At 35.6% G+C, this 17,301-nt stretch carries 18 protein-coding genes; 12 read left to right on the top strand and 6 right to left on the bottom strand.

The window, feature by feature from the left end:
- Positions 1-9: 9 nt before the first annotated feature.
- Positions 10-1,134 carry a sensor histidine kinase gene (locus M2408_RS03740; RefSeq protein ID WP_259179383.1) on the bottom strand — a complete coding sequence of 375 codons (1,125 nt, stop codon included), beginning with the start codon at positions 1,132-1,134 and terminating at the stop codon, positions 10-12.
- A gap of 408 nt (positions 1,135-1,542) precedes the next feature.
- On the opposite strand from M2408_RS03740, the gene M2408_RS03735 reads away from it, so the two are divergent.
- The 4 genes from M2408_RS03735 to M2408_RS03720 all read left to right on the top strand — a co-directional run bounded on the left by M2408_RS03735 (position 1,543) and on the right by M2408_RS03720 (position 3,944).
- Positions 1,543-2,079 (top strand): hypothetical protein, encoded by a 537-nt coding sequence (locus M2408_RS03735; protein WP_259179382.1) that lies wholly within the window; start codon positions 1,543-1,545, stop codon positions 2,077-2,079.
- A 5-nt stretch (positions 2,080-2,084) separates the two neighbouring features.
- On the top strand, positions 2,085-2,636 hold the full coding sequence (locus tag M2408_RS03730; RefSeq protein WP_259179381.1) for a hypothetical protein: 552 nt from the start codon (positions 2,085-2,087) through the stop codon (positions 2,634-2,636).
- Positions 2,637-2,675: 39 nt separating this feature from the next.
- Complete coding sequence (locus tag M2408_RS03725; RefSeq protein ID WP_259179380.1) at positions 2,676-3,326, top strand: DUF3885 domain-containing protein; 651 nt, start codon at positions 2,676-2,678, stop codon at positions 3,324-3,326.
- 225 nt (positions 3,327-3,551) lie between these two features.
- Positions 3,552-3,944 carry a hypothetical protein gene (locus M2408_RS03720; protein ID WP_259179379.1) on the top strand — a complete coding sequence of 131 codons (393 nt, stop codon included), beginning with the start codon at positions 3,552-3,554 and terminating at the stop codon, positions 3,942-3,944.
- A 399-nt stretch (positions 3,945-4,343) separates the two neighbouring features.
- Here M2408_RS03720 and M2408_RS03715 read toward each other — a convergent pair whose 3' ends face one another.
- Positions 4,344-6,611: a S41 family peptidase gene (locus M2408_RS03715; RefSeq protein WP_259179377.1), complete on the bottom strand. Its 2,268-nt coding sequence runs from the start codon at positions 6,609-6,611 to the stop codon at positions 4,344-4,346.
- Between the two features lie 506 nt (positions 6,612-7,117).
- Between M2408_RS03715 and M2408_RS03710 the strand changes: the two genes are divergently transcribed.
- From M2408_RS03710 to M2408_RS03690, 5 genes are all read left to right on the top strand, one after another.
- The gene (locus M2408_RS03710; protein ID WP_259179375.1) at positions 7,118-8,083 is read left to right on the top strand and encodes an alpha/beta fold hydrolase; all 966 of its coding nucleotides are present in this window, start codon (positions 7,118-7,120) and stop codon (positions 8,081-8,083) included.
- On the top strand, positions 8,076-8,657 hold the full coding sequence (locus M2408_RS03705; RefSeq protein ID WP_259179373.1) for a YdeI family protein: 582 nt from the start codon (positions 8,076-8,078) through the stop codon (positions 8,655-8,657). Before M2408_RS03710 ends, M2408_RS03705 begins: the two co-directional genes overlap by 8 nt.
- A 219-nt stretch (positions 8,658-8,876) precedes the next feature.
- On the top strand, positions 8,877-9,416 hold the full coding sequence (locus M2408_RS03700) for an ankyrin repeat domain-containing protein (RefSeq protein ID WP_259179371.1): 540 nt from the start codon (positions 8,877-8,879) through the stop codon (positions 9,414-9,416).
- A gap of 378 nt (positions 9,417-9,794) precedes the next feature.
- Entirely contained in the window at positions 9,795-10,844 is a 1,050-nt protein-coding gene (locus tag M2408_RS03695) for a fatty acid desaturase (RefSeq protein ID WP_259179369.1), read from the top strand.
- A 470-nt stretch (positions 10,845-11,314) separates the two neighbouring features.
- Positions 11,315-11,506 carry a cold-shock protein gene (locus tag M2408_RS03690; protein WP_121123165.1) on the top strand — a complete coding sequence of 64 codons (192 nt, stop codon included), beginning with the start codon at positions 11,315-11,317 and terminating at the stop codon, positions 11,504-11,506.
- A gap of 186 nt (positions 11,507-11,692) precedes the next feature.
- Here the strand turns inward: M2408_RS03690 and M2408_RS03685 are convergent, their stop codons facing one another.
- Positions 11,693-12,268: a hypothetical protein gene (locus tag M2408_RS03685; RefSeq protein ID WP_259179362.1), complete on the bottom strand. Its 576-nt coding sequence runs from the start codon at positions 12,266-12,268 to the stop codon at positions 11,693-11,695.
- A gap of 673 nt (positions 12,269-12,941) precedes the next feature.
- Between M2408_RS03685 and M2408_RS03680 the strand changes: the two genes are divergently transcribed.
- Positions 12,942-13,379, top strand: coding sequence for a RidA family protein (locus M2408_RS03680; RefSeq protein WP_259179360.1), 438 nt, complete (start codon positions 12,942-12,944; stop codon positions 13,377-13,379).
- 195 nt (positions 13,380-13,574) lie between these two features.
- Here M2408_RS03680 and M2408_RS03675 read toward each other — a convergent pair whose 3' ends face one another.
- Positions 13,575-14,171: an SHOCT domain-containing protein gene (locus tag M2408_RS03675; protein WP_259179357.1), complete on the bottom strand. Its 597-nt coding sequence runs from the start codon at positions 14,169-14,171 to the stop codon at positions 13,575-13,577.
- 141 nt (positions 14,172-14,312) lie between these two features.
- On the opposite strand from M2408_RS03675, the gene M2408_RS03670 reads away from it, so the two are divergent.
- Both M2408_RS03670 and M2408_RS03665 read left to right on the top strand, forming a co-directional pair.
- A complete protein-coding gene (locus M2408_RS03670; RefSeq protein ID WP_259179356.1) occupies positions 14,313-14,537 on the top strand; it encodes a hypothetical protein in 225 nt (74 codons plus the stop codon).
- Between the two features lie 103 nt (positions 14,538-14,640).
- The gene (locus tag M2408_RS03665; protein ID WP_259179354.1) at positions 14,641-15,360 is read left to right on the top strand and encodes a hypothetical protein; all 720 of its coding nucleotides are present in this window, start codon (positions 14,641-14,643) and stop codon (positions 15,358-15,360) included.
- Between the two features lie 95 nt (positions 15,361-15,455).
- Here the strand turns inward: M2408_RS03665 and M2408_RS03660 are convergent, their stop codons facing one another.
- Together M2408_RS03660 and M2408_RS03655 are read right to left on the bottom strand one after the other, a co-directional pair.
- Positions 15,456-16,301 carry a DUF3037 domain-containing protein gene (locus M2408_RS03660; protein WP_259179353.1) on the bottom strand — a complete coding sequence of 282 codons (846 nt, stop codon included), beginning with the start codon at positions 16,299-16,301 and terminating at the stop codon, positions 15,456-15,458.
- Positions 16,298-17,092, bottom strand: coding sequence for a HipA family kinase (locus M2408_RS03655; RefSeq protein WP_259179349.1), 795 nt, complete (start codon positions 17,090-17,092; stop codon positions 16,298-16,300). The genes M2408_RS03660 and M2408_RS03655 overlap by 4 nt, the downstream gene beginning before the upstream one ends.
- Positions 17,093-17,301 lie beyond the last annotated feature (209 nt).

Below are 17,301 nucleotides of genomic sequence, written 5' to 3'. Positions count from 1 at the left end.
TTCTTTGTGTCACTGATCTTTGTTTTCCTTTTCTAACAACTCCACCCGAAGTTCGGTACTGTATATTCCGGCCTCCGAAGAGGTTTCAAGGGTATAGCGATTCGGGTAATAAAGCTCGAGTCGCTTCCGGACATTTTGTATACCAAGTCCACCAACATAGTTTTGAGGCTTAGGTAACTCCCGATATGCATTGGATACATGCATATACAAAATATGATTTTTAACGGATATGTTTATTTTCACCCAGGCATTGGAGACACTAGTCCGTGGGCCGTGTTTGAAGGCATTCTCCACGAATGGAAAAAAAATCAGCGGTACAATTGTACAATGCGCATCATCTGTTTCAAGGTTAACATTGATCTGGAGTGATTCATTATACCGGATTCTTTCCAGCTCGACATAATCTCGGATCAACTGAAATTCTCGGTTTAATTCGATCTCTGGTTGGTTGCTTTCGTGGAGTAGATAGACCATCATACCACTGAGGCGCATCATACTCTGCTCTCCCCGATCATCCTTGTCTGATACCAGGACATAGATACTATAGAGAGTATTTAGCAGAAAATGGGGATTGATCTGATGTTTGAGGAAGGCCAGTTCGAGCTGTACATTATTGAGTTCAAGTTCAGCATTCTTAAGTTCTAGGTTGACTTTTATATTTCTGATGCTCATAAAGGACTGCACAATCTTAACAGTCAAAGGAAAAGCAACCAGAAAGATAAAATCTAACAGATAATCGGTGATGGAAGAAATACGGAATGCCCCAAGGATTCCTTTATCAATCATAAATTGCAAATAATCCGTCAACCGCTCAGCTGGGGACAGAAAGTGTAGCGTTAATACTGCACTGTAATAGGTAAGTACGGACCACCAGGCATAAATAATGACCAGCCATAACAGGCATAGCAAAAACTTTCCTCGGATAAACCAACGGGGTATGATAATATAAGCGGTGACATAGAATATCGATAAAAGCGAAAAGACATCTTTTAAAAAAAGCAGCCAGGAATTATCAGGGTCAATCCGTTGGTAACTAATAAACTGCATACCTAAAACAATAAACCAGAAGCACAAGTGAAAAAAAAAGCGCTTCACTGGATTATAATTCTGAAAGAATTCAGTTACCGATATCATATCCCCCCTTGTTATATCAGGCCTAAATATAAAAATATACTTTAAGTTCCGCTATGAATAAATACATCAATTCGATAAAAAAATGCTTCCTAACGGAGTAATTAAATCAAAATATACTTAATATTTTGATTATAAGAATCTTTCGGAAAAGGCATTGGACTGTTTTTAAAATTATTGTGTTTTAAATTACTGTAAAATTGAAGTTACAATAAATTTCATTTTTTATTCATTTATTTCTCTGGTGCATTTAAGGTGTCATCCGCCTGCTTCTTTACTCTATTCCGATAAGTATTATGCGATCAATTCATAGGTCCCGAATGTTCTGTTGGCAAACTGATCCAGCTATTTGGAGAAGAATTTGTATGAAACCATTAGCACATTGTTCCAATTATTCTTTATTTTTAATTTATGAGTAGCTATACTATTTCACTTGTGCCTAAAGTGTCCAGGTACGCTTTTGATGAAGTTGTTGTAAATGATATATTAAAGTCGTTAGTTTCAAAAGATATCGTCAAAGCTGAATTATCGGATTGCACACTGGGCGACCTTGGATATGCAATTTCTGACGGTGCTCAATACATTGTATCGGAGCCTCAGTTCCTTCCATACCAACTTGATATAAATGGTCTGGAAATAACAAGTGAGCGTACTGTATTTGATACCGGCCAAAATGGCATCGATCGTATGGTATGCCCCAGTTGTACAGAAAATATTGTAGACAATGAATGGGATTTGGATCCTTGGTACCAAGGGTCTACCGATAACTTGTTGTGTCCGATATGTGGCATCGAAAGTGAAATCCAGCAATATGTTTTTGAACCACAGTGGGGATTCAGTAATCTCGGATTTACATTTTGGAACTGGCCTGAATTGAAACCTGAATTTATTGGTGAATTGCAGGAGAAATTAAACTGTGACCTGGCGGTTGTAAGATCCCATATTTAGTCATCATGAAAAAAGATAACAATGAAGGAAGGAGTATCATCAAAGGAAGTGGTTTTCTTCGGGTAGACTGGGGTGATGAAAAAAATGGATCAGTGCTATTTTTTCAAGGGGATACGGTTTTATTAGGAATTAGTAATGTTCCCTTTGCCTTATATACAACAACTAGGTTTGACATAAATACCCTGCCAAATGAACATGTAAAGAACCTTTACCAACTTGAAAAACTATTTTTAACAGGTGATTACAGTAGTATAAGGGTAAAAGAAAATAGGCCCTATGAGATCCCGTTATGGATAAATGACCTTGAAAATTTAAGTTTGTTGTATTTGAATCATTTTGATTTAATTGGTTTGACCAACCTAAGAATACAAAACCTAAAAACACTGGTTCTTAAAAATGCTCATGTTATTGATATTCCCAATCTTTTAATTGAAATATTAACTTTCAAAAACCTAACACATATCGCTTATGATGAATCTTGTATCCCATTAATCGACCAATTCAGAAAGCATCATACTGGAGAGATTACTTGTGAGCTCTTAGGTGGTTCGAGATAAATTTATCCTCCAATCCAAAAAACTAATTAAATCTTTACTGTGCAAACAACCAAACAGGAATATAGACAGTTTTTAAAAGATCACTTCAAGAGGCTAAAGCTTAGAGCTCCTTTATTTTACAGCTGTGATTTTGGGCTTCGATTTGACTTACAAATTGGTGAAACCAATACAGAAAAATACTTTCACAACGTTAACAGACGTGCAACGACAATTTTTCAAAGTGCCTTTGACAGTTCAGACAATGTGTTTCTAATTTTAATGGACTATAAATACAAACGCAGAAAAATTCGATGCTGGAACTTTATCTTTAAACAAATTCAGGATCTCCATGCAGCTGAAATAAGTTTTTCGAAAGAAATAAGGCTTTACGATCCCCGCGATAAATTTGATATTCGAAATCTCGCCATTATTAAACTGAAGTCAGGCAGAGTAAATCATAAAACCTTATTAATGGCAATCGCAAATCAAGACTTTCCTTCAAGATTCCCGAGGTTAACGTATAATCATATAATTTCGAACAAAGAGATTTACTTTATAAACATCAATAAAAAACTTATTTTTAATATGTACGATGACAGAGGTCTTGATCTTGTCGCTAGTGATATTGAAACACTAAGACCAATTTACGAAAACCACAAAGACTGGATTCTTGACCATGACAGGGCGCAAATAGAAAAGCTCTTCACATAAAATCAGATCACAGTTTTGTTCGTGTAAATTGGTGCGAAAGAAAAATGGATCGGTATTCAGGAACTTAAATCTAAAAGTAGAAGTATGCAAATTATCAGAATAGCTATGACATCGCTTTGCTGCATTTTGGCTAGCATCATTTTTTTTGTTTGCATTAAATGGGACTGGTCATTTTTCCTTATCCCCATATTAATCTCATTGGCCGTGTCATTAAGCAATTTTGACATGATCAGTTTTCCAAAAAAACTGACCGGTATATTGCTACATTGTTTTTTGAGTATTGTCATCTTTATCATCACAATTGGCACCACTGTATCTATTCTTTCCCCAATGGGATTGTATGCAATGTATATTGGTTCGGCGCTAGCTGCAATACTATTTACACTAAGTACAAATATCATCCTGACTTTTCCGAAGTTCTGGTTTTCAATAGCGATAATAATTGGGTTATCTTTATTGGTATGGCCAATAGCAGATTATATGCACGCGCATCCCCTATCCAAATTCACATTCCTAAACGGCCGTGAAAATATTGTCATCATATGGTCCGCACTTGTTGGGTTTGGAGTTGCATTGGGTATACATGCACAGAAGGATAAATGTGATGGAATTTCATAAAAAGGACTAAAAAATTCAAAATCAGATGGACTTGCTGTAAAGTGCGGATACACCTTCCCGCTGTTATTTAACGCTGGGAAGCTAAAATCAGAAAAACTAAATAATTAGCGTGTGGAAAAAAACAAATTATTATGGTTAGGAAAAACGTATAAATTTCCGCATAGGGTATATACCGCTATCACGAAAACCAAGATCGAAACACTGGTTAGTTTTGAGGACCTTAGTCTGATGACCCGCCACCACGACGGGTACATTCGTGAGGTAGCTATAGTGAAATTAATGAAGCTATTTCCCTCGGAAAGCATTCCATATCTAGTGCAGCTATTAGGTGAATATGTTATGGAAATTCATTTAGCCATTATCGCACAGATCACTATTAGCAAGTAGTTTTATGATGCTTTAATTTTCATGTTTACGGTAATTCTTAATTATTTGAATTGATTCTTCCAATAACTCATCGCGCCCGCTCATAATCCCTTTTATCGTAGGATAAATCTCAACATCAGGATGAATTCCCACCCTTTGGGTTTCCTTTCCATTAGGATAGTAAACTCCTATGCCGCTAATTGCCGTTGAAATATTACCAGGTAATAGTATAGTTGAAATATTACCATCCGCCCCCGCAGTAATACCCCCCAAAACTGTTGTATTGTTACCAGCCTGGATAGCCATTGTGGTAAACTCGGATGAACTTTGTGTATTATAGTTTACAATGACTATTACTTTACCTTTATAATGTTTACCATCATTTTTTAAATATATAGGTCCTTGAAAATTAAATGTTCCCGGATTAGAAAGATTAGGGATTCTACATTTTACAAATGGTTTCGATCCCTCAACAAAATATGAGCCTAAAGAATTAAAGATGTTAACATAAGGGGGAAATCTCAGATCTATAATTACGCCGTCTGCATTATAGAATGCAGCTTTTATTTTGGAGATTTCTTCGTTCTTCAATGAAGAACAATTTATATATCCAATATTAGGCGCTATAAATTTATAAGAAGGCTCCCTTAACTTCTTTCGATATACGGCATCTCTATTCAACATTGTTTGAGGATAAAGTTTAATTTCCTTTTCTCTGATAATGCCGTCTGAAATATAGGTAATTTTAAGAGTTGTATCTCTGGATCTCAATAAATCTGCTGCCATATTCTGCTTGCGAACGAAATCATTGGACGCAGGGTAATACATTTTTAGTCGACTAATTAGTGTATCAATCGGCTTTCCAGAAATATGGGTAATCTCATCCCCTAATTTTAGGTCAGAATAAAGTTTCAAATTTTCATATAAATTAGTGGTGGCTACCAGCTTATTCTCTATAAATTCCAAACCAATCGGAGCATAATTATCTCCTTTAAAAAAATCAATCTGATCCCCTCCGCCCCATAAATTTGCATGTGAATCACAAACTTCACCTATGAGCAACAATACGGAAGATTCATAATCCCATTCGCTAGAAGCGTTTACAAAATAAGGAATATATTCAGTCAGTACATCATCCCATTTTTTGTCTGTTAAATCTTTATATGGGTAGAAATAATTCACTATATTCCAGTATCTTATTAAAGATAGTAAGCGATAGCCACAATCAGGAAAAGGAAAATTGGAGTATGGATTTTCATTTTTGAAAACTGGATTATTAACTCCCGGACTTAACGAAATATAAAAATGATCTTTTCCCTGGTATCTATTTTCATAAATCATCAGGAATTGATTTATCAACTCCTTAGAAAGGGAATATCTATCAAGCCAGTCGAGCCCTATTCGTTTTAATTCGCCACTTTCAATGTGTTTAACCGGTCTTACACTTACACTATCCCCTCCTATTGTTTTTAACCAATTTAATATAACCAGGTCTCTGTCATCGTTATTTTTTATAGCTAAAAATTTTGGTAGTATTCTAAATAATTCAAAATCCCAGTTATATCTGCCTTCTGCTACATCTGGGTGATGGTACTTCAAAAAGCCCCATATACGGGCCAAAAGTAAAATGTTTTCAATTTTATCCTTATCAAGTTTTTCAACAACAATATTTGATCCTCCTGAAAACTGTGTGTCTTGAATTGCAGGATAAATGCTATCATTAAATGTACTTAAATCCTTTCCATCGATAGAGACTCTCAGGTCATCAATCCAAACTTTACCTTTTCCCAGCAATAGCCCTCCTACTGCGATATTTTTAGTAATTGAAGGCTGTAACGGAAGAGAAATCTCATATCTTTTCCAATCATTTGTTCCAACCGCACCACTATCCTTCATTATTTCTATTGCAACTTTAGGATCCATTCGAATCATTAAACCAGCATAACCATCGCTAACGTTTTCAGTACGTAAATAGCCTGAAAGAGTCAATGTTTTTCCTTTAGCAATTCGAGGAAGAAAGAAAGTCCATGCTTTAAGTCCCGATTTAGTACTCTCTTTAGATTCTAATACGGCCGAATATTTACCTGAATGTACAATACTTGAGTCTATATAATTTATATAATCACTATTTCCTAAGACGATCCAGTTTTTGGGCACACCATGAAATACATTTTCAAATCCCAAATCTAAATTTATCGATGAATTAAATGTCTGGGAAAAGCTGTTTTTGGCTACACCTGTACAGCACAATACAAGAAAAAAAATAATATATACCTTTCGTGTACAGGAAGCCGTATTCATAGTGTCGAAATAATTTAAGTTTATTTAAGTGAAAAATAATAGATATATCTAATGTAAACAATAAGTTTCTAAAATATCATAAACTGTACAGCAAAAATAGCACAGGTCGATTTAGAATCGCATACAAGGACAATACAAAGGTCTTCCTGGATACATGTCGTTTTTACAGTCGGTAGGCAGTTACATCACGAATTGATCAATATTTTATGCTAAGATCTACAATAGCATTTGTGCGAAGTAATTGTGCAGGTTGCTCAGGTGTTTCGGTGGCTAGATTATACATTTCCTTGTTTTATTGGAGGGTTGTCACTGGAAACCGTATTATAAGCTAAGATTAGCTGGAAATCTGTTGAATGAGAATAACCTATACACCCAGGAGTATCCACCGGATGCGCTGCTTTTAAATACTCCAGTTTGTTGGGGATTGCACTTTTGACTACTGACATCCTCTTGTCACAGACCAGATTTAAATTTGCTTCATGACAATTTTATTAAACAATAAAAACATGAGCGACATATCATCCGGTGCAACATCCGGTCAGATCGAATTTCCAGAGCCTACGCTGATTTCAGTTAATAATGTAGTATTAGAGGTATTTGAAACAGGAAGGCAAAATTCGGGGAAACCGATTATTCTCTGTCACGGTTTTCCGGAACACGCATTTTCCTGGCGTTATCAGATTCCGGTTCTGGTCGCTGCAGGTTATCACGTCATTGTCCCGAATCAACGTGGCTATGGTAACTCATCTTGCCCCACCGACATAACGGAGTATGATATAAAGCATTTGACGGCTGACCTTGTCGCGCTACTTGATCATTACGGATACAAGGATGCCACCTTTGTGGGGCATGACTGGGGTGCTAATGTGGTGTGGAATCTGGCACTACTGTATCCTGAACGGGTAAATAAAATAATAAACTTAGCGTTGCCTTATCAGGATCGCGGAGAACAACCATGGATTGAATTGATGGAAACCTTATTTGGAGAAGACTTCTATTTTGTTCATTTCAATAAGCACATCGGAATTGCAGATGCTATCATGAATGAAAACATACACCGGTTCTTACGCAACATATTCCGCAAAGATATCCCTCCCGCCCCACCTGCTCCCGGCATGCTAATGATTAATCTCGCAAGAGCAGTAGAACCAATTGGGAAGCCTCTCATGGAAGACAGCGAACTGTCTGTATTTGTTTCGGCCTTTGAATTATCTGGGTTTACGGGAGCCATAAATTGGTACAGAAACCTTGATCGAAACTGGCACCTTATGGCAAACATAAAGCCGATCATTCATCAGCCGACACTGATGATTTATGGAGAACAGGATACGATTCCAAAGTCTGAAAATCTTAAAAATATCGTTCCCAATCTGGATATTGTCAGTCTGGATTGTGGTCACTGGATTCAACAGGAAAAACCGGAGGAAACAAACCGTTCAATTTTAAAATGGTTAGCCCAACAAAATGCATAATAAGGATATAGATACATATTATCCGCAAAGTCAAACAGATTGGAGACAATGGTTGGATGAAAACCATCTGTCCAGACAATCTGTTTGGCTTGTCTTTTATACAAAAAAGTCGAATGTCCCTTCATTAAGTTGGAGTGAGGCCGTTGACGAAGCGCTTTGCTTCGGTTGGATTGACAGCACAAGAAAGACGATTGACGACATCTCATTTATCCAGTTTTTTACCAAACGTAAACCGAAAAGCAACTGGTCAAAAATCAACAAAGAAAAAGTTCAGCAGCTCAGTGAAAGTGGGCGAATGACAAAGGTGGGTTTAGAATGCGTGGAAGTTGCAAAACAAAATGCATCATGGATACTCTTGGATGAAATTGAAGAACTGATCATTCCGAATGACTTAGAAATTGCTTTCGAAAAACATAATGGCTCGAAAGATTATTTTCTAAGCCTGAGCAAATCAACAAGAAAAATAATATTAGGCTGGATTATCCTCGTCAAAAAACCGGAAACCAGACAAAAGCGCATAGTGGAGGTTGTAGAAAGTGCCGCATTGAATCTTAAACCAAGACATTTGCGATAGAAAAGGATGAAACTGGTAAATAGTGATTTTGGAACTCACGCGCTAAAAACCTTTACAATATCAACTAATGTTTTGAATTTGTTATCGGTCAGTTCAGGTCCGCAGTTTTTTCCTTTGGTAGACTGACCTCTTCCCAAAAAACTGGAGCATTTAAAAGTAGAAAATTCAGTTATGAATTACTAATTTTAAAAGGGAGGCAAACCATTAAAAGACTTAAAGATGGAATTTACAGAATTATTTAAACTGATCTACGAAAATGACATTGATACATTAGAAAAAGCAAGGTCTGAAGGTGTTGATTTCTGCAAAACCGATGTTTATGATCAGAACAATCTACTAATAGCATATGCGGGTTCCGGATATGACAAAAGGTATCAACCGGAAGATCTGATAGATTTTCTTTTACACTGTGGCATTGACATTAATCATAAACGGAATAAACGTGGTGGTGAACTTGCAGCTCTGCACGTAGCCGTTTCTAAAATGAACTATCGAATTGTAAGCCACTTAATTGAAAACGGTGCAGAAATTGATATCCGTGAAATAAATGGGAATACACCTTTATGGATAGCTGTTATGAATTACCGCGGTCAGGAGAATATGATCCAAATAATAAATCTTCTTGTGTCAAAAGGAGCTTCGCTGGATTTAATCAATTATCATGACCGTTCTGTTAAGGATATTATAAATACTATCGGTGGCGGAATCGATGCTGGGCACAACAAAAAGGAATGGGATCTGAGACACCTGCTAAAATAAACATATCACAATATTTCAACTAAAATACTACTCAAAATAGAAGCAAAAATTGAAAAGATTGCTTTCTACGCGTAAATAGTATTTATGGAAGATAATTGGGATAAATATGTTCTTTCAAGTGCTATGGATCAAAATTAAGGAAACTAGTACAAATCCAACTTGCTGATGAACTAAATAGTTTATTGGGCATGAGCATCAAATTTGATTTTGACTAGTCAGAATCCTGTATTGGAGGGTATGACGGGGAATTTCTCGATGGAAGTCTAGAGGATTAGGTATTAAAAAATTATTTTTAATCTTTTATGGATTTATTATAATTGTACTTCGTATTCAAATGCATCGAAAAAGATGCAATTCTAAATTTTAACGATTATAATTATGTCATTCTTGGATCATGTACTCCAGCCACCATCTTATGGGTGGAAAAATACAAATGGAGAACTGGTGAAACCAACACGTGGAGAAATACTGCGTGAATTTTTTAAACGATTAAACGTCTTTAAGGACCGCAAAAATTGGCTTCCCTTTTTCAGCTGGTTAAAGGTACTGTGCCTTATTCCTTTTTTTATTATTTTTCTTACACACTACTTTAGCTGGTGGACGCTACTGGCGACTTTTGTGTACAGTATGATTATTATGGGTACTCATGGCACCATATGGCATCATCGTTACTGTACACACCGTGCATACAAATTCAGAAATCCTTTTTGGCGTTTCTTAACCCAGAATCTTACCATCAATGTTATTCCTGAGGAAATATATGTAATATCGCACCATGTGCATCATGCCAAATCCGATCAGCCTGGTGACCCTTATAATGCAGAGGCTGGATTTCTATATTGTTTTCTAGCCGATGTCAATCATCAACCGATATCAAAAAACCTGACCGAAAGCGACTATAATCGGGTCAGATTACTCATGCAACATACTGGGGTACCTGGTAATTCCTACGAGCAATACAGAATATGGGGATCATATGTAACGCCTCTGTACGCAGTATTGTCATGGTTGCTGAACTGGTCATTCTGGTATCTTGTATTTTACCTTATCGGAGGAAATGCGTTGGCCTGCAGCCTCTTTGGTGCCGCAGGGTTTTGGGCGATAGGTGTGCGGACCTTTAACTATGAAGGGCACGCTAAGGGGAAAGACAAACAACGTGAAGGAATAGATTTCAGTATAAATGATAAATCTATCAATCAGCTCTGGCCCGGAATCGTAGCTGGAGAATGGCACAACAATCACCACCTTTTTCCCAAAAGCGCGCGTAGCGGTTTCCGGCCTCATCAGGTTGACCTTGCATGGTACTATATCAAACTGATGCATAAAGTGGGTGCAGTGACGGCCTATAGAGACGACAAGAAGCGTTTTTATGAACAATATCATAATCCGTACCTCAAATCAAAAAAAGAGGCTAATAATATTTCTTAGCCTTTGATCTAAATTCTTTAATAAAAGAGGCTAGACCTTTCGTTTTATCCCGCCGCTATCTTGAAATGTGTTAAAGTGATATATCCAACACATTCAAGGTAGTGATTGGCAGATTACCTTACTCCAACCAAGCCCTTTTGTAATGAAGAACTATGTTATAAATATTAAACATTTTGTTTTTCAATAATTTATACTTACATTCGTGCAATAATCAGGCTTCTGCCATTGCTTCTTCTGAAACTTTTGAGTTTACTCTTTCTTCTCAGTCTTCGCCTTTTCAGCCGCTATTTTTGTCATCAATATATAAGGTAAAGTTCCTTTTTTCAAATTGATATTTTCAATACGATAAAAATACCAACTTCATTTTTTGTTTACAGATCGATTTAATTGCTTTAATGATATAGGTATCACTATAGCAATGGCACATGCCAAAGAAGTTTTAATAAATACATAATTTTATAATATATACAATGCAACAAGGAACAGTAAAATTCTTTAATGACACCAAAGGTTTTGGTTTTATTACACCATCAAATGGAGGTCAAGATGTTTTCGTACATTCATCAGGTTTAATCAATGATATACGCGAAAACGACACTGTAACATTCGATTTAGAGAACGGTAAAAAGGGCATTAACGCTGTTAATGTGCGCGTAGCATAATTAAGTAGGAAGCCTCAAAACTTTCTTTAAGTTAAGTTCAACAGATAGCATTTATGTTATCTGTTTTTTTTGATGTGACATAGCTTAATAAAGCTTTTTCTTAAGTATAACCAGTTCTAGATCATGGGATTTTTCAGATCACTATTTAGTGAATGAATCAGATGAAAAAAAGCATATTAACTTTTTTTAGTCAATATAATATTTGCTGGAAATAAAGTATAGTTCGAAAATAATGAAAAAGATAACCATGACCGCATACCAAAATGATTTTTTACTTTTTGAAAAAGCAAGCAGGACGCATAGTGAAATATGGCTAACCATTTTCACACCGTAAAGAGGCATCAATTTTTCCAGATAAGTTTGTCCCTTTAGCAGTGTATCCAATATATCTACGCCATAAATCATAATTAGTAATAGAAAAATCCACTTTTTTCTTGAAAAAAAATAATTTCTATAGCTGTCGGAATAATCTTTGACATCCGAAGGATACAGCAGCTGGCAAAGCGTAAAGTAGAGCAGTATATAGGTTATTATTAAAATATATTCGGTAAAGGTCCAAACCCTCATCTCTCTCAGATTGTATTCCCACCACCAAAAATGGATCATCTGAACAAATAAATACAATACCCACAATAAGTGAATCCAATAGGGTTTTGTTCTTCCCGGATGTTGAACAAATTTGACGGTACCGTTAAGTAAGCTCCCAATTCCCAACCCTAGGATGATACTGATGACGGTTTTGATATGGTTAAAAAAATCCATTATAAAGTAGTTCTAATGGTTTTAAATTATCTAGGCGCTTGTAAAAAATTATAAATCAGTACTAAATATAGTTAAAATTATGGTATTAATTTGGTATATCATTAGTGCTCTCTTCCCCTCCCTACTGCAATTTATTTACATTTTAATGGTGGTAATAAATGAGATATCTTTTGGCTAAACGGTATAGCTAAATCAATGCGCTGTCTAATGCAAAGCAAGCTTTGTAAAAAAGAATCTGTTTACTAAAATTGGGTCTTAAGGCCATATCAACTCCTACCAAGTCATAGCCCGGCGTTAACGGTGATTCTCCTTTTCTTACAGATGCGTAAATTCCACGTCGGATGAGCGTGTCCGTAAATGTAACCTTGGCTGCCGATAGGGTTTGGGTTTAGTTTAGGCTGGTTTACAACTGCAATTGACATCGATTACACCTTGGACAGGCTCAAGAAAATTGTTGTCAAACTTACTGGATAGAGATAAAAAATTGACAGAATCATAAAAGAAAGCTTTCTATAATCCGCAACAAATAGCAAATCTCAAAGAATACCCAGAAAAGAAGGGTTTAGTTTAGTAATAAAGGATTATCAAAGCATGTTATTCGAAAGAAAAGGAATTAAAATATTTCGTTCTTTTGTATAAAAATCTTTGGCAATTACTACTTTTAACAAAAATCATGAAATACATTATTATACTCCCACTTTTACTATTTTTTAGTCATGCTTTTTCACAAGCGAAACATATTAAAAAAGAAAAGTGGCATTGGAATGACAACAAACTAAAACAAGATACAATTGCTGGTTATTGTCAAGTTTTAAAAGTAGATAATGTTCTCTATATTTCTGGAGCTGTAACAACCGATATTACTCCTGAAGGTATTACATCAGTTTATAAAGATTTGCAAGCTTCTTTAGCAAGTTTTGGAGCTACGTTTCAAAATGTTGTAAAAGAAAATCTATATACAACTGATATCGAAGAAATGAAAAAGTTCAATTATATCAGAAAAAAATTTTATAATAAGGACTTTCCTGCCGCTACTTGGGTGCAGATACAAAGATTGTACATGGTTGAAGCAAAATTGGAAATTGAATTAATAGCACATTTACCTAAATAATAGGTAGTGTATTCCGATTGATAAAAGCTTAAACTCTCAAGTCAGTTTAAGCTTTTTATACCCCACGAAATACATAATGCTATCCATACCCTTCTTTTGAGCAGGAAAATGTATATATAATATTTTACATTTTAAGTTCCTCTATCGTGCAAACAACAAATCTAATCTACGAAAATCATAAGTTGGAAAGCAGTTTCATGATCGCATATATATATCAAAAATATCATACCGAGTGGTTTCATCCATCACTGTTTTTAGATAGACTTTCTTTTCGCTCGCAAAAAATCCAGTGGGACTGATCACCACTTTAACTTCGCCTGCATGTACATCGAAATCCAAAGCGTTATCCTGTCTCTGTGGCAGATCAATAAAGTTTCCGTTGTCTCCTACCCTAACCATCAATCTTCCTGAAATACCCGACATGGACGAACAATAAAGTGATAACATGGTTTTCTTTTGTGGTAAGCTACTTCTTAAGTTTTCCTTCTCGATTTCAAATTCTTCCCTAGTAATTAGGCCGGAGTCAAGCAAACTCTTAAGTTTAAATAGTTCATCGGTGAAAGACTTCCCTCCTGCATTTAAAATACCTTCAGTCTGTTTCTTTGTATTGGATAGTAGTTCTGTTTCAAACTTGATCTGATCGTCTGACTTTGAAACAAGTGTGAAGATGAGTCCGATAACAGGAGATAGAAATAATGACAGGAAGAATGCTCCTGCAAAACCTATATTCCTATTGGCTCCAATTGCACCTACCGCTAGTGAAAAGATAATCCATCCTAAAAATATATCCATTGTCTATGTGTTTACAATAACCTTGAACAAAAATAAAGCTGGTTTAGAATGAAATTATACGGGAAACCGTAAGGAGAAAGTACAAGAAAGGTAGAGATTTGCTGTTAGATTCGATTTAATCTTAGAACCATCTGCAACAACATGGCGCAAAGGAAATATTACAATCCAAATACGAAATACGGTCGTCGCAAATTAAGGGAAGATCATTACCGTCGGGTAGCAAATATGACAGACGACGAAAGAAGCAAACTGGAAGCCAATACTTTTGGATGTATATTATTGTTTATCATCATAGGTGGTTTAATTGTATTTTTTTTTGGCGGAGACGGACTTATGAGATGGCTTGGTGGAAAACACCCCTATTAAAACAGTGCATTTAAACTTTAAATAGCTTAGAGTACGAGAAACCTTAGCTTGTTTAAAATCGAAAACATGAAATATAACCAAGATACATATTAAAAATACTACGATGAAAAGATTTTTATTCATATCCATGAGTGCAACAATACTGTTGGCTAGCTGTCTAAATTCTGAAAGAACTAAGTTTACTGAGTTGACAGACGCAACTAATCAAGAAACTAGTATAGCGACACCAATTAAACTAAGCGGATACACGGTATCACCGCCAATCATTTCTACAACACCGACAAAAACCTTATATAGAGCCGACATCATATTAAAGGGTGACGATGGATTAAATGATGAAAACAATAAACAGCTCCTACTCCATCTTTATGATTCCATAAATAAGAGTGATGCAAGTCCGAATGCAGTCAGTCTATTTCTATTCCAAACGGAAGAACACAGTAAAAGCGGTATGGGACAATGGTTGGCAAGGCTTTCAAAGGCTAAAAACGATGATGAACCTACCGTAACTGCACAGCATTTTAAAATTCCATCTCCGGAAAATGCACTATCTTATCGCAAGTCACTTACACTTGAAATTCGAAAAGAGATATTTAAGCTGATTATCCAGGCAGAAGACAAATCTATGCAAGAGGCCGAAAGAAAGTATCCATTGACGAGCTTTAGTAACGCAGAGAAGAATGATACTTATCAGCATCAACTGGCAAAGAAGTTCAAAGCTGAGATTCAAAGAAAATATAGCGTAGACCAGAAAACACTTAAAGCGATATCATTGGAAGGATTGGAATATAATTGGCCGATGCCAAAATATTTGAAAGACTGAAATAATAGATAAATTGTATATTATCGGGATGGTAATAGATACTAAGCAAGGTATATGAAAAGCGTAATTCTTTTACGCTTTTCATATTTATGATATCAAGATGGGTGATTGACTATCTCTTCTTTAAGATCATTTACAAAGTTATCAGCCTCATTTAACTTGACTATATCGACACGAACATCTTTTGAAGACTTGTCTGAAAGAAAAGAAGAAATATATTCACTCATCTGATCGTTAGCATCTGGCATATTGGCAAGAATATAAAGGTGTAGTTCCTCGCCTACGGTCTTAAGTTCCTCAATCTGGCCAGCCCAACGACGTACTTTATTCTTAATTGTATCTTCTTTTTGAAGATCAAAATTTACGGATTCGAAGAAGTTAATATGACCATTTTTCCAGGTATGTTCAAATGATATCTCATCATACTTAGTCTTAACAGTGCGAGGACTTAATAATGGAGAAATACCCCGGTCATCAAAATAACGTTTAAACATTTTGGTCCATACCTCTTTATCAGATTTGATGTCCTGATCAATTTCAATCTTACCTACCGTTAACATTCGCTCACCCAAATAATCAACCAAATGATCAATCGATATGTCTAGTGAATGTCGAATATCGGAGAATAACAATGCACTGTCATCTCTGACAAATGCCTTTCTTGTTAGTTCATCAACTGATTTAAAAACATTCATGCCAAGTCTATCGCGCTCAATAGCATTTTTTATTTTATTCAAAGTGGTATGAATGGTATTTAGTTGTTTGATTAGATAACGCGTGTTGGCCTGCTCAAACAATTGCCCAATAGACCCTACTTTATGCAAAATCCGATAGGCTAGATTCTGATTAGTTGGGTCAAAAACAACAATACCAACATTCAGAAATTCCCCCGTGACCTTGTCAGGGCAAAATTGTAATACTTGATATTGGAACTTTTTCATGATAATAATAATTTGATATTTTGGATAAATACAGCTCTATTTTTTACCATCAAGTCAACATGGGTTTTGATAATATTAAAGCTGTCTTCAGAGAACCATTCGTTTGGTATAATAGATTTAGCCCGGTCCCAAAAATCGTCATCAAATCTAGTCATTTTTTCAGAGAATCCATCAAGCTGCCCTATATTCCCTTTGACTCTACTGAATAAACAATGTTTAAACAGTACGCCTTTATCTAACTCATTAAAATTCCACGGTTCAATATTTTTGTCCCATGGCAATGCCCTAACAAATGCAAAAGCAGCTTCGTGATCTAATAGCAATAATTTATTGCCATCAGTAATCATATTTGGCTTCTCTGCATTTCTATCTACATTACCTATAAGCATATCGAATGCCAGAATTTCCTGAGCAACATCTTTTTGTTTGCCTGTCAAAGCAATATGGTTGTCTAAGATCGATAAACCTTTAACAAATTCGGATCCATAATTATATCCCAGGCTTTTACTACAACGCAAAAAGTGATCTTTTCCTTTCTGAAGCTCGATAAAATCTTCACTCACGTCAACTATTACAGGTACTACAACTGACAGGTCTAACTCAATTGCCATAAATGAACCAATGAGCTCAAACATCCTACCATACGGTACCATGCGTTCGGATGCATTTAATTTGACTACATATTCGGCTCGCTCATGTGTAGTCTTATCTATCGCTCCTACCACAAACGGTAAATTGGCACTGTCAGTAAGTTCGTGTATTACCTCTACAGCATAAACTTGAGCAAGCATAAATTGTTTGGATTTAATCGACAAAACAAATGATATTTAAGATTATATAAATGGTTGGGTTTCCCCTCACACAAATTTAATTATTTTTTTATTCATACACATAGTTAAAATAAATAATACATTCATAATGAGATGACAATCCACTGAATATAATAGGTACGGCAAGAAATTAGTAAATTTACACCTCACTTGTTGTAGCGTTTTATATG

The organism is Sphingobacterium sp. BIGb0165 (assembly GCF_024810095.1).
GTDB lineage: Bacteria > Bacteroidota > Bacteroidia > Sphingobacteriales > Sphingobacteriaceae > Sphingobacterium > Sphingobacterium detergens.
Note: the sequence above shows the minus strand (reverse complement) of the source record. Positions and strands in the feature narration are given on the sequence as shown.

What these genes read in the sequence shown, in the direction of transcription:
- M2408_RS03660 (WP_259179353.1), bottom strand. Translation starts at nt 16,301, where the DNA reads ATGAAAAAGTTCCAATATCAAGTATTACAATTTTGCCCTGACAAGGTC.
- M2408_RS03680 (WP_259179360.1), top strand. Translation starts at nt 12,942, where the DNA reads ATGAAATACATTATTATACTCCCACTTTTACTATTTTTTAGTCATGCT.
- M2408_RS03720 (WP_259179379.1), top strand. Translation starts at nt 3,552, where the DNA reads ATGATCAGTTTTCCAAAAAAACTGACCGGTATATTGCTACATTGTTTT.
- M2408_RS03735 (WP_259179382.1), top strand. Translation starts at nt 1,543, where the DNA reads ATGAGTAGCTATACTATTTCACTTGTGCCTAAAGTGTCCAGGTACGCT.
- M2408_RS03730 (WP_259179381.1), top strand. Translation starts at nt 2,085, where the DNA reads ATGAAAAAAGATAACAATGAAGGAAGGAGTATCATCAAAGGAAGTGGT.
- M2408_RS03690 (WP_121123165.1), top strand. Translation starts at nt 11,315, where the DNA reads ATGCAACAAGGAACAGTAAAATTCTTTAATGACACCAAAGGTTTTGGT.
- M2408_RS03655 (WP_259179349.1), bottom strand. Translation starts at nt 17,092, where the DNA reads ATGCTTGCTCAAGTTTATGCTGTAGAGGTAATACACGAACTTACTGAC.
- M2408_RS03715 (WP_259179377.1), bottom strand. Translation starts at nt 6,611, where the DNA reads ATGAATACGGCTTCCTGTACACGAAAGGTATATATTATTTTTTTTCTT.
- M2408_RS03685 (WP_259179362.1), bottom strand. Translation starts at nt 12,268, where the DNA reads ATGGATTTTTTTAACCATATCAAAACCGTCATCAGTATCATCCTAGGG.
- M2408_RS03665 (WP_259179354.1), top strand. Translation starts at nt 14,641, where the DNA reads ATGAAAAGATTTTTATTCATATCCATGAGTGCAACAATACTGTTGGCT.
- M2408_RS03700 (WP_259179371.1), top strand. Translation starts at nt 8,877, where the DNA reads ATGGAATTTACAGAATTATTTAAACTGATCTACGAAAATGACATTGAT.
- M2408_RS03740 (WP_259179383.1), bottom strand. Translation starts at nt 1,134, where the DNA reads ATGATATCGGTAACTGAATTCTTTCAGAATTATAATCCAGTGAAGCGC.
- M2408_RS03675 (WP_259179357.1), bottom strand. Translation starts at nt 14,171, where the DNA reads ATGGATATATTTTTAGGATGGATTATCTTTTCACTAGCGGTAGGTGCA.
- M2408_RS03670 (WP_259179356.1), top strand. Translation starts at nt 14,313, where the DNA reads ATGGCGCAAAGGAAATATTACAATCCAAATACGAAATACGGTCGTCGC.
- M2408_RS03705 (WP_259179373.1), top strand. Translation starts at nt 8,076, where the DNA reads ATGCATAATAAGGATATAGATACATATTATCCGCAAAGTCAAACAGAT.
- M2408_RS03710 (WP_259179375.1), top strand. Translation starts at nt 7,118, where the DNA reads ATGAGCGACATATCATCCGGTGCAACATCCGGTCAGATCGAATTTCCA.
- M2408_RS03695 (WP_259179369.1), top strand. Translation starts at nt 9,795, where the DNA reads ATGTCATTCTTGGATCATGTACTCCAGCCACCATCTTATGGGTGGAAA.